The following is an 11,358-nucleotide window of genomic DNA, read 5'->3' as shown; positions in this document are numbered from 1 at the left end:
GGTAACCCGCGCGGATGGTCAAAGTTCGCTTCGCTCCCAGCCCCACGGGCTATCTGCATGTCGGCAACGCCCGCGCGGCGCTGGTGAATTTTTTGTTCGCCCGCCACCAGGGCGGCACGTTTCTGCTGCGCCTCGACGACACCGACACCGAGCGCGGGCGCCCTGAATATGAGCAGGGGATTTACGACGATCTGCGCTGGCTCGGCATTGGCTGGGACGAGACGGCCCGGCAATCCGACCGGTTCACGCGCTATGCCGAGGTGGCGGAGCAACTGAAGGCGGCCGGACGGCTTTATCCCTGCTTCGAGAACGAGGACGAACTGGCCGCCAAGCGCGCCGCCTTGGTGAAGCGCAAGCTGCCGCCGGTGTATGACCGCGCCGCCCTGGCGATGACGCAAGCGCAGCGCGAAGCCGCCGAGGCCAATGGCAAGCGCCCCTATTGGCGCTTCAAGCTCTCGGACGGCGCGGCCGGCTGGAACGACCTCGTGCTCGGCCCGCGCAATATCAAGCTCGGCACAGTGTCGGACCCGGTGCTGATCCGCGCCGATGGCACGCCGCTTTACACCTTCACCTCGGTGGTGGACGACGCGGATATGGGCATCACCCATATCATCCGTGGCGAGGATCATGTCTCCAATACCGCCGTGCAGATCGATCTGTTCGAGGCCATCACCAAGGCGCCGGTGCCGCGCTTCGCGCATCTGCCGCTGATCTCGGGCGGGGATGGCGAGAAGCTGTCTAAGCGGATCGGCTCGATCTCGCTGAAATCGCTGCGCAAGGATGGCATCGAACCGGGCGCGATCACGGCGTATCTGGCGCGGCTGGGCACCAATAAAGACCCCGCCCCGGTGGGGATGGAGGAGCTGATCGCCAGCTTCAACCTCTCCGATTTCTCGCGCTCGCCGCCGCGCTTCGATGCGCGCCAATTGCTCGGGCTGAACCGCAAATTCTTGCACCAGCTCGCGTTCGAGGCCGTGTGCGAGCGCCTGCCCGAGGGCACGGATGAGGCGTTTTGGCTGGCGATTCGGGGGAATCTCGACCTGCTAACCGAGGCGCGGCGCTGGTGGGAGGTGGTGCGCGACGAGCTGCCGCCGCCCGAGCTGCCCGGCAATTCGCAGGTGTTGCGCGCGGCGCTGGACACGCTGCCCGCCGAGCCATGGAGCGAGGACACGTGGAAAGCCTGGAGCGGCGCCGTCGGCGCGGCCACGGGGGCCAAGGGGCGGGCGCTGTTCCTGCCGCTGCGCCTGGCCCTGACCGGCGAGGAGCACGGACCGGAGATGGCGAAGCTGCTGCCGCTGATCGGGCGCGAGCGCGTGGCGCGCCGTCTGGCCGCCTGCGTTGCCGCGCGCGGCACGCCCGGCTAAGAGATTGGGCAAGAGAGAAGTATAGGGGCCCGGCGTGGTCGATATTTTTGACGAAGTTTCGGAAGATCTGCGGCATGACCAGGCGGTGGCCCTGGCCAAGCGCTATGGCGGGATGCTGATCGCCGCCTGTGTGCTGGTGCTGGCCGGCGTCGGCGCGCAGCAGGCCTACAGCGCCTGGCAGGCCAAGCAGGCGCAGAAGGCGGCCACACAATATCTCGCCGTCACCCAGGCGGCTGACCAGCAAGGCGCGCAGATCACCGCGGACCAGGCCGTGCAGACCGCCGGGGCGCTGACCAAATTCGCCGCCACCGCGCCCGAGGGGTACAAGACCCTGGCCGATCTGCGCGCCGCCGGGCTGTATGCCGCCAGCGGCAAGCTGGACCAAGCCAATGCGCTATGGACCCAGGTGGCCCAGGATGGCAGCGCCGACAAGCTGCTGCGCGACCTCGCCACCCTGCTCTGGGCCCAGCACGCGCTGGGCGCGGTGCCGGACACGGACATCCAGGCCAGGCTGCAGCCCCTCGTGGCCAGCGACAACCCTTATCACGCCCTGGCCCGCGAGGTGCAGGCGCTGACCTATCTGCACCAGGGCAACCCGGACATGGCCAAAGCCCTGTTCTCGGAACTTGCCTCTGACCCCACCGCCCCGGTTGGCGTGCGCGAACGCGCGCAAGGCCTGCTTGCCCAGTTGAACGGATGAGATCCCCCATGATGCGACGCCGCGCCGCCACCGCCAGCCTGATGCTCGGGCTACTGGCCTCCTGCTCCAAGCCGAAAGTGACCATCGTCGGTACGCAGATCCCCGTTTTGCCCAACACCAACGGCATGGACGTGGCCGCCGACGCGCCGGCCGTGAGCCTGCCCCAGGCCAGCGCCCTGGCCGCTTGGCAACAGCCCGGCGCCAATGCCGCGCACGCGCCCGGCAATGTCGCCGCCCCACTCAACTTCGCGCCGCGCTGGCATGCCGGTATCGGCGCCGCGGGCGGCTATCGCCAGCCGCTCTCGGCCAGCCCGGTGATTGCCGAGGGCCACGCCTTCGCCATGGACGCGGATGCGGCGGTGCGCGCCGTCTCACTCGCCGATGGCAGCCTGATCTGGCATGCCAGCACCCGGCCCAAGCACGCCAGCGAGCAGAATCTCGGCGGTGGCATCGCTTATGATTCGGGCAAGCTCTATGTCAGCACCGGCTACGCCGAACTGCGCGCGCTGGACGCCGCCACCGGCAAGCTGCTCTGGCTGCAGGCGCTGGATTTCCCCACCCGCTCCGCCCCGCTGGTGGCGAACGGGCTGGTTGCCGTGGTCACGCAGGACGACCTGCTGCTGACCTTCGACGCGGCCTCCGGCACGCCGGGCTGGCGCTTCGCCGGGGCGCCCGGGCAGCCCAACACCACCGCCGTCGCCATCGCCGGGCCACCGGCCTATGCCGATGGCATCATCGTCGCCGGATTCTCCTCTGGCCTGCTGGCCGCGATTGACGCTCTTTCCGGCACGCCGGTCTGGGAGCAGAGCCTCGCCGCTTCGTTTGGGCAGAGCGGGCAGCTCGACCTCTCGGACATCGTGGCCTCGCCCGCGATTGCCGATGGCGTGGTTTACGCCATCAATCTCGGCGACACGATGATGGCCGTGGACCTGCATTCCGGCGCCAAGGTGTGGACGCACAGCGCCACCGGCACACAGCCGCTCTGCCTCTCCGGGGGGTTCCTGTTCGTGCTCGACAAGACGCAGACGCTCTACGCCGTGCATGCCGATGACGGGCTGGTGAGCTGGGCGCTGCCGATGCCGGGCTTCCAGAACATGAAGAAAAAGACCAACCCGATCGCCTGGGCGGGGCCGGTGCTGGTGAACGGCACGCTGGTGCTGGTGAGCGACCACGGCCAGGCCGCGCTGGTCGACCCGGTGGCCGGGCAGCTCAGCAAAATCGTGAAACTGGGCGGCGTTGCCGACATGCCGCCCATCGCCGCGGGCGGGCTGCTGTTGCAGCTCACGCGCGACGCCAAACTGACTGCCTATGCGTGACCATGATGCTGCCGCGCGTTGTCATTGCCGGACGGCCGAATGTCGGCAAGTCCACACTCTTTAACCGGCTGGCCGGGGCGCGCATCGCGCTCGTGGCCGACACGCCGGGGGTAACGCGCGACCGCAAGGAAGCCGAATGCGTGCTCGCCGGCACCAAGGTGCTGCTGGTGGACACAGCCGGGCTGGAGGAGGCCGCGCCCGACACCCTACCGGGGCGGATGCGGGCCTCGACCTCGCTGGCGGTGGATAATGCCGACCTTGTGCTGTTCGTATTCGATGCCCGCGCCGGGCTGATCCCCGAGGATCACCATTTCGCCGCCTGGCTGCGCCGCTCGGGCAAGCCGGTGCTGGTGGTGGCGAACAAGGCCGAGGGGCGCGGCGGGGCGGCGGCGGCGATGGAGGCCTATGAGTTGGGGCTGGGCGAGCCTTGCGCCGTTTCGGCAGAGCATAACGAGGGCATCTATAACCTGATGACCGAGATCGCCGACCAGCTGCCCCGGCCGGAAGCGCAAGAGGGTGAGGAGGGCGAGACCCTGCCGCTGCATCTGGCCATCGTCGGGCGGCCCAATGCCGGAAAATCGACGCTGATGAATTATCTGCTGGGCGAGCAGCGGATGATCACCGGGCCTGAGCCGGGGCTGACGCGCGATGCTGTCTCCGCCGATTTCACCGGGCCGGATGGCAAGCTCTACCGGATTGTGGACACGGCCGGGCTGCGCAAGCGCGCGCGCGTGGATGAGGGGCTGGAGAAAATGTCCACCTCCTCCTCGATCGAGGCGCTGAAGCGGGCCGAGATGGTGGTGCTGGCGGTTGACGCGGCGCAGGGGGTGCAAGAGCAGGATCTGCACATCGCCCGGCTGATCGAGCGCGAGGGCCGGGGCTGCGTGATCGCCCTGACGAAATGGGACGCGGTGGAAGACCGCGGCGGGGCGCGCAAGGCGGCGCTGGACCGCATCTCCATCTCGCTGAGCCAGATGAAGGGCATCACCGTGGTGCCGCTCTCGGCCGAGACCGGCGAGGGCGTGGCCAAGCTGTTCCCCGCCATCCGCGCGACCTACGAGAAATGGAATCTGCGCATCCCGACCAGCCAGCTCAACCGCTGGTTTGAGGCGGCGCTGGAGCGCTTTCCGCCGCCGCTGGTGGATGGGCGTCGGTTGAAGCTGCGCTACATCACGCAGATCAAGGCACGGCCGCCGACTTTCGCGCTGTTTGGCACCCGCGCCGAGCAGACGCCGGAGACGTATCAGCGCTATCTGGTGAACTCGCTGCGCGAAGTGTTCGAGATGCCGGGCGTGCCGATCCGTATCTATCTGCGCGGCACCAGTAATCCGTATGCCGACTAGGCTTTAAAACTTTCCGCTGATTTGGCCTGTTTTTCAAAAAACGGCCAAGTCTCGCGCGCCCGCTTTGCACAAGGCGGGCGCGCGCAAGCGCTCACCCTTCTTTCAGCATCTCCAGCTCCAGCCAGCGTTCCTCAGCGGCTTCCAGCTTGGCGTGGAGCGCGCCCAGGGCCTCGGTGGCCTGGCTGAATTTCTTCGGATCTTTCTCATACAGCCCGGGCGTGGCGAGGATCGTGTCCAGCCTCTGGATCTCGTTGTGCAGCTTGTCGATCTCGGTGGTAAGGGTTTTGAGTTCGTGCTGCTCCTTGAAGGAGATTTTGCGCGCCGCCGGTTCCGCGGGCTTGGCGGGCGCGGGGGCGGGTTTGAGCGCGGGCTTCTTCTCGGGCTTGGCCTCGGCCGCCGGCGCGTTGCCGCGCTGGACTAGCATGTCGGCATAGCCACCCGCATATTCCACCCAGCGCCCCTGCCCTTCCGAGGCCAGGATCGAGGTGGCGACACGGTCGAGGAAGTCTCGGTCATGCGAGACGACGATCACCGTGCCCGTGTAATCGGCAAGCATCTCCTGCAACAAATCCAACGTTTCGAGATCGAGATCATTGGTCGGCTCGTCGAGCACCAAAAGATTGGAGGGCTTGGCCAGCGCCACCGCCAGCAGCAAGCGCCCGCGCTCGCCGCCGGAGAGCGTGCCGACCGGGGTGCGCGCCTGCTCTGGGCGGAACAGGAAATCCTTCATATAGCCGATGACATGGCGCGCCTGCCCGCCGACATGCACGAGATCGCCCTTGCCGCCTGTGAGTGTGTCGGCCAGCGAGGTGTTGGGACTGAGCGCGGCGCGCTGCTGGTCGAGCGTCACTACCTCCAGCGCCGTGCCGAGTTTCACCGCCCCGGCATCGGGGGCGAGCTGGCCGAGGATCAGCTTCAGCAGCGTGGATTTGCCCGCGCCATTGGGACCGACAATGCCCAGCCGGTCGCCGCGCAGCACGCGGAAGGTGAGGTTTTTCACCACCTCCTTGTCGCCAAAGCTCTTGGAAACACCATCTGCGTCGACAACGATCTTGCCCGAGGTCGCGGCGTCGAGGCTGGCGAGTTTGGCGGTGCCGAGCTTGTGCGTGTAGTTGCGCCGCTCGGCCCGCAGGGCATGCAGATTGGCGAGGCGCTTGACGTTGCGCTTGCGCCGGGCGGTGACGCCGTAGCGCAGCCAATCTTCCTCGCGCACGATCTTGCGGCCCAGCTTGTGGAATTCCTTCTCTTCCTGTTCCAGCACTTCGTCGCGCCAAGTCTCGAAATGCGCGAAGCTCTTGTCGAGGCGGCGGGTCTGCCCGCGGTCGAGCCAGACCATGGCGCGGGAGAGGTTTTCCAGGAAGCGGCGGTCATGGGAGATCAGCACCAACCCGGAGGAGAGCGATTTCAACTCGGATTCCAGCCATTCGATGGCGGGCAGGTCGAGATGGTTGGTTGGCTCGTCGAGCAGCAGGAGGTCGGGGCTGGGCGCAAGGGTGCGGGCCAGGGCGGCGCGGCGGGCCTCGCCACCGGAGAGGTTGGCGGGCTTCTCGGCCCCGGTCAGGCCCAGCTCGCCCAGCAGATAGCGGGCACGATATTCATCGTCATTCGGTCCCAGCCCGGCCAGCACATAGTCCATGACATCGGCATGGGCGGAGAGATCGGGCTCCTGCGGCAAATAGCGCATGGTGGCGCCGGGCTGGAAAAACCGCGTGCCGGAATCGAACGCCACCTCGCCCGAGGCGATCTTCAGCAGGGTGGATTTGCCCGAGCCATTGCGCCCAACCAAGCAGAGCCGCTCGCCCGCGCTCACGGAGAGCGAGGCGCCGGTGAGCAGCGGCACGGAGCCGAGGGTGACGGAGATATCGGTGAGCAGCAGCAGCGGTGGGGAGGCCATGCGCGCTGTTTGGCCCCTCGCGCCGCCGGACTCAAGTGCCGCGCGTTACGGGGCGGGGATGGCCACCGGCTGGGCCGGGCCGGAGGGCGCGTAGCTCTGCACCGGTGGCGCACCGCTGGGAGCGGGAACAGGCGTTTGCGGGGGCGCCTGGGTTGTAGCTGGCGCGGGAGGCGGGCTGATGGGGGCGGCGGATGGCGGGCGCGTGGCGTCCAGCTTCGCCTGATAGCGCCGGCCATCGTCGAACCCGCGCTGGTAGGAGACGTGTTCCGCCCAGCGCAGTTGCTGCAGCGTATACGTCCCGCTCGTGGAGGGGGCGATCTCGGGTTTGGCCGCCATCTGCGAGGGCTGCGCGCAGGCCACCAGGGCGAGAAGCGGCAGCGCCACGCCACAGGCGCGCGTCAGGGTTCCGGGCTTGAACATTGCCGCCTCATAACAGCCCCGGGCCCTGCCGCACAATTTGATTCTGCCGGAGCGTTGACGCGGCGGCGGCGCTGCGGCACGAGGCCCGCGCAACTCCCAGGCCAATCTTACGATGTGTTTCTCCTGCCGCCCCCTCACCCGCCGCAGCTTCTTCAGTGGCGCGCTCACCCTGCCGCTCTGGCATGGCGGGCGCGGCGGGCTGGTGGAGCCCTGCCTGCGCGTGCCCGGGCAAGGCGTGGCGGTGACGCTGGATGCCTGTCCAGGCCGGTTCGATGAGCGCGTGGCCAGCGCGCTGATAGAATGTAACATCCCGGCGACGATTTTCGTGACCGCCACCTGGATGCGCTGGAACCCGGAGGGACTGGCGCTGCTGAAATCACGCCCCGACCTGTTCGCGTTGGAAAACCACGGCGCGCGGCATCTGCCGCCGATTCTGGGTGACAAACCGATTTATGGCCTGGCGCCCGCGGGCACGCTGGAGGCGATCCGCGCCGAGGTGTTGGACGGGGCGGCCGCGATCACCGCCGCCACCGGCAAGGCCCCGCGCTGGTACCGGGGCGCGGCGGGGATCTACAGCCCGGAGACGATCCCGTTCATCGAGTCTTTGGGCTTCAAGATCGCCGGGTATTCGCTGAATGGTGACGAAGGCGCCTCGCTGCCCGCCGCCACGGTGGCGGCGCGGCTGGGCGCGGCCAAAGATGGCGACGTGACCGAGGGGCACATCAACCAGCCCAAGCGAGCAAGCGGCGCGGGCATCGCCGCGGGCTTGCTGGCGCTGCACGCCGCAGGCACCAAATTCGTACGGCTCGACGAATTGCCGCCGACGCTCGACGTGAGCGCCTGAGATTTGAATTGTTTTGCGGAAAATGGTGGGTGCACAAGGATTCGAACCTTGGACCTACTGATTAAGAGTTACCGGGTAGAAAAATCCTGCCAAGTCCCGCACTATTTCACCGTATCCATAAAATCAAGCATTTTCAGTTGATTCATGGAGACGCATCCGCTAATTCTTGTCCCACACTGCCTCAGTAAGGCCCAAATTGTTGAAGCCCCGCTGAATCCCCAGTGAAGCCCCACGGAGAAAAGCAGATGGCCAAGGCAATCACGGAAACGGCAATCTCGGCGGCGGTGAAGCAGGCGGCCAGCACCGGCCAGCGCGTGGAATTGATCGACGCCACCCAGCCCGGCCTGCGCCTGCGCGTGACCAAGGCGGGCGCCAAAGCCTGGACCCTGACCGCCCGCGACCCGCACGGGCGCATGCGGCGCTTCACCTTGGGGATTCACCCCACCTTGAGCATATCCGCCGCGCGTGAGGCTGCCCGCGTGACCTGGGCACAGGTGCGGGGCGGAGCTGATCCGGTGCAGGAGGCCCGCCACAAGCGCGCCGTGGCCAAGGCGGCAAAAGAGGGCATCGGCACCCTCAACGCCCTGCTTGACCTGTATGCGCGCAAGGATGGCGCGGCGCTCAAATCATGGCCCGAGTGCCGCAAGCGCATCGAGAGCGTGTTCAAGCCCTACCTCAAAAAACCGCTCGACACGCTCAAGGCCAAAGACCTCCAGCTCCAGGCCGATTCGTGGAAGTCCGCCCAGTCCGCCGCCGCTGCGGTGCGCTATATCCGCCCCTTGCTGAAATGGGCCGCCGCCACCGGGCGCGGCTATGTCTCGCGCGAACTGGCCGACTTGGTGCCGCCCGCCACTGTGGGGCGCCGTGAGCGGGTTCTGAGCCCCGATGAACTCTCCCGTTTGCTGCCTGCCCTGCGCGACTCTCAGAGCCCCTACGCGGCCTGTATGCGCCTCATGCTGCTGACCCTGGCCCGGCGCTCTGAGGCTACCGGCGCGCACTGGCGCGACATTAACCTTGAGGCGGGCACCTGGACCATCCCGCAGACCAAGAACGGCAAGCCGCATATCGTGCCGCTCTCCACCCAGGCCAAGGCGCTGCTGGAGGCCGTGAAGCCCGCCAGAGCCCGACCCGAGGCGCTGATCTTCCCCACCCGCGACGGCAACCCGCTCGACAACTGGGACTCGGCAACCAAGGAGATCATGAAGGCGAGCCACACCGAGGGCTGGACCCGCCACGATCTGCGCCGCACGGGGGCGACCATGCTGGGCGAGATGGGCGAGCTGCCCGACATTATCGAGGCCGCACTCAACCATGTGAGCATCCGCTCAACCCTGGCCGCTACCTATAACCAAGCCCGCTACCGGCCTCAGGTGGCAGAGGCGCTGCAGCGCTTGGCCGATGCCCTCGATGGTATCGAAGCGGGTGGTGCCGAGATCGTGCCACTGAGGAAGGCATGAACCGGCCACATATCCCCCTTTGACACCATGACACTGTGGACACTTGCGACGCATGCCCCGGCATCTAAGGGCGCCATACAGCCCCATGACACTATGACACTTTGGACACTATGGACACTTGCGACACTACGGCAGCCACGCATGCAAAACTTTCCCAAACCGGGAACAAACTTCTTGTTCCCAAACATGGAACGAGCTAGATAAACCATGCAGATCATCGCCAAACGAACGCTGCGCCTATTCTGGGAAAAGCACCCCAGGGCCGAAGCGCCGCTGCGCGCTTGGTTTGCAACCGTGAGCGCCGCCCAGTGGAAGGCGCCCGCCGATGTTCGCGCCCAGTTTGGTTCTGCCGATTTCGTGGCGGACAGCCGGGTGATCTTCGACATCGCGGGCAACAATTTCCGCCTGGTGGCTCACGTTTCCTATGGCTTCGGCCGTGTCCTGGTGAAGTTTGTCGGGACACACGCCGAATATGACAAGATCGACGCGGGAACCGTGTGATGGACATTCGCAGCATCAAGACCGAGGCGGATTATGACTGGGCGCTCAAGGAGATCGAACAGTATTTCGAGCATGAGCCCGCCGCCGGCACGGCCGAAGCCGACCGCTTTGACGTGCTGGCCACGCTGATCGATGCCTATGAGGCCAAGCACTGGCACATCGAGGCGCCCGATCCGGTTTCAGCCATCCAGGAGGTTATGGAGCGCCAGAACCTTAAACAGGCCGATCTTGCCCGCCTGCTTGGCTCCCGCTCCCGCGCCTCGGAGATCCTGGCCCGCAAGCGTCCGCTGACCATGAAACAGGCTTGGACCCTCCACGAGCAATGGCACATTCCTGCCGAGGTGCTGCTGCGCCCAACCGTGGAAGGATGACGAGACCCGCGCGCGGCGGTTCCGCGCAATGAGAAGGGCCGGAGGTGCTGGAACACCTACCGGCCCGATGATCTGAACAATGGAGATGAAGCCTATGAACGAGATCAAGCAGGCCGATAGCACGGCAGACACCGACTCGGCAAAAAATTTTGCCCTGGACGCGATCTGTACCATACTAGGCACTTGCCCATGTGCGGCCCCGTGCGACCGTATGCGGGATGTGTTGGTCCATGCGACCTGGCCGGTTCTTCAAGGAAATTTGGGGGGCGTCGTATGAGCGCCACCCCTAAAACCGGCTGGGATGAGTCCGGCGCAGATCACGGGCCGTTCACTGAGGTAACAACCTTCCCTTGCCCGGTCCCTGGCCTATGCCCTTGCGCCAGGCCGTACGAGCGGATGGCGAAGGCTTGCAAGGTGGCCCCGCTATTGGCCGCCGCCCCCCTCCCGGAGGCTGCGCAATGACCAGCACCAGCAAGGAAAGCGGGGAGCAATCCCTGCCGAGCCGGGACGATGAACTCTTCTTACTTGCGAAAGAGTGGATTACGAGTTCGATAAACTCGAAGAGCTATGCCATCCCCGCTGACGAGGAAATCCGACGCTTCGCCCGCTTCTTGGCACAAGACCATCTCAAAACATACGGCGGGCCGCCCGTTGACCCTCTTTCCGATTCCCGCAGACTGGCGCAAGAACTTCAAGCCTCATTGGTCAAAGCGTTGGACGAAATCGCCGCTTACACTGAGAATCGGCGAGTTTTATGGGATGATGAAATCGGAAAAATCAACCAGGCACTTGAAGATGTCAGAGCCTTCACAGAATCATTCCCTGTCCCAAAAACTTATACTTGGCATGACCTCGCCCGTCTTATCGCCAAGACTGCACAGACCATGTGGCGCGATGAGAAAAAAACACCCCGTAGCGCGAACGACGAGGCACCAATAACGCAAATCACTGTGAAAGCCTTGGAATACCTTGGCTATCATTTTTCAGGTGCCGCAGTTTCCGACGCACTCTATGACAGGAAGCGCAAAAATCCCATTCCAACTTTCCTGCGCTTGAGAAAATAAGAGGCGTAGCAATTCATGTGCGTTGGCGTCCTTTATAGCGCACATGGATTGAGCCGTCGCTCATCGTCTAACTGCGTTTCCATT

11 protein-coding genes are annotated in these 11,358 nt (G+C 65.6%); 9 read left to right on the top strand and 2 right to left on the bottom strand.

All coding sequences use genetic code 11. From position 1 onward, the window contains the following. Nucleotides 1-14: 14 nt before the first annotated feature. The 4 genes from gltX to der are packed head-to-tail and all read left to right on the top strand — an operon-like array spanning nt 15 to nt 4,723. Complete coding sequence (gene gltX / locus LI953_RS11605) at nt 15-1,364, top strand: glutamate--tRNA ligase (protein ID WP_227076246.1); 1,350 nt, start codon at nt 15-17, stop codon at nt 1,362-1,364. Between the two features lie 34 nt (nt 1,365-1,398). Beyond that, nucleotides 1,399-2,064 (top strand): tetratricopeptide repeat protein, encoded by a 666-nt coding sequence (locus LI953_RS11600; RefSeq protein WP_227076245.1) that lies wholly within the window; start codon nt 1,399-1,401, stop codon nt 2,062-2,064. 8 nt (nt 2,065-2,072) lie between these two features. Then, a complete protein-coding gene (locus tag LI953_RS11595; protein WP_227076244.1) occupies nt 2,073-3,380 on the top strand; it encodes a PQQ-binding-like beta-propeller repeat protein in 1,308 nt (435 codons plus the stop codon). Nucleotides 3,381-3,382: 2 nt separating this feature from the next. Next, nucleotides 3,383-4,723, top strand: coding sequence for a ribosome biogenesis GTPase Der (gene der, locus LI953_RS11590; protein WP_227076280.1), 1,341 nt, complete (start codon nt 3,383-3,385; stop codon nt 4,721-4,723). Between the two features lie 91 nt (nt 4,724-4,814). Here der and LI953_RS11585 read toward each other — a convergent pair whose 3' ends face one another. Continuing rightward, the gene (locus tag LI953_RS11585; protein WP_227076243.1) at nt 4,815-6,617 is read right to left on the bottom strand and encodes an ABC-F family ATP-binding cassette domain-containing protein; all 1,803 of its coding nucleotides are present in this window, start codon (nt 6,615-6,617) and stop codon (nt 4,815-4,817) included. 45 nt (nt 6,618-6,662) lie between these two features. Continuing rightward, complete coding sequence (locus LI953_RS11580) at nt 6,663-7,037, bottom strand: hypothetical protein (protein ID WP_227076242.1); 375 nt, start codon at nt 7,035-7,037, stop codon at nt 6,663-6,665. A gap of 112 nt (nt 7,038-7,149) precedes the next feature. Here LI953_RS11580 and LI953_RS11575 point away from each other — a divergent pair, with 112 nt between their 5' ends. The 5 genes from LI953_RS11575 to LI953_RS11555 all read left to right on the top strand — a co-directional run bounded on the left by LI953_RS11575 (nt 7,150) and on the right by LI953_RS11555 (nt 11,274). Further along, a complete protein-coding gene (locus LI953_RS11575; RefSeq protein WP_227076241.1) occupies nt 7,150-7,881 on the top strand; it encodes a polysaccharide deacetylase family protein in 732 nt (243 codons plus the stop codon). A gap of 245 nt (nt 7,882-8,126) precedes the next feature. Then, on the top strand, nt 8,127-9,338 hold the full coding sequence (locus LI953_RS11570; RefSeq protein ID WP_227076240.1) for a site-specific integrase: 1,212 nt from the start codon (nt 8,127-8,129) through the stop codon (nt 9,336-9,338). 207 nt (nt 9,339-9,545) lie between these two features. Then, the gene (locus LI953_RS11565) at nt 9,546-9,839 is read left to right on the top strand and encodes a type II toxin-antitoxin system HigB family toxin (RefSeq protein WP_227076239.1); all 294 of its coding nucleotides are present in this window, start codon (nt 9,546-9,548) and stop codon (nt 9,837-9,839) included. Further along, nucleotides 9,839-10,210 (top strand): type II toxin-antitoxin system HigA family antitoxin, encoded by a 372-nt coding sequence (locus LI953_RS11560; RefSeq protein ID WP_227076238.1) that lies wholly within the window; start codon nt 9,839-9,841, stop codon nt 10,208-10,210. Before LI953_RS11565 ends, LI953_RS11560 begins: the two co-directional genes overlap by 1 nt. A 458-nt stretch (nt 10,211-10,668) precedes the next feature. Further along, nucleotides 10,669-11,274: a hypothetical protein gene (locus LI953_RS11555; protein WP_227076237.1), complete on the top strand. Its 606-nt coding sequence runs from the start codon at nt 10,669-10,671 to the stop codon at nt 11,272-11,274. Nucleotides 11,275-11,358: the final 84 nt, after the last annotated feature.

It is taken from the genome of Acidocella sp. KAb 2-4 (genome assembly GCF_020567705.1).
In the GTDB taxonomy this organism is placed as follows: domain Bacteria; phylum Pseudomonadota; class Alphaproteobacteria; order Acetobacterales; family Acetobacteraceae; genus Acidocella.
The sequence above is the reverse complement of the archived record's forward strand: the minus strand, read 5'-3'. Positions and strand labels throughout refer to the sequence as shown.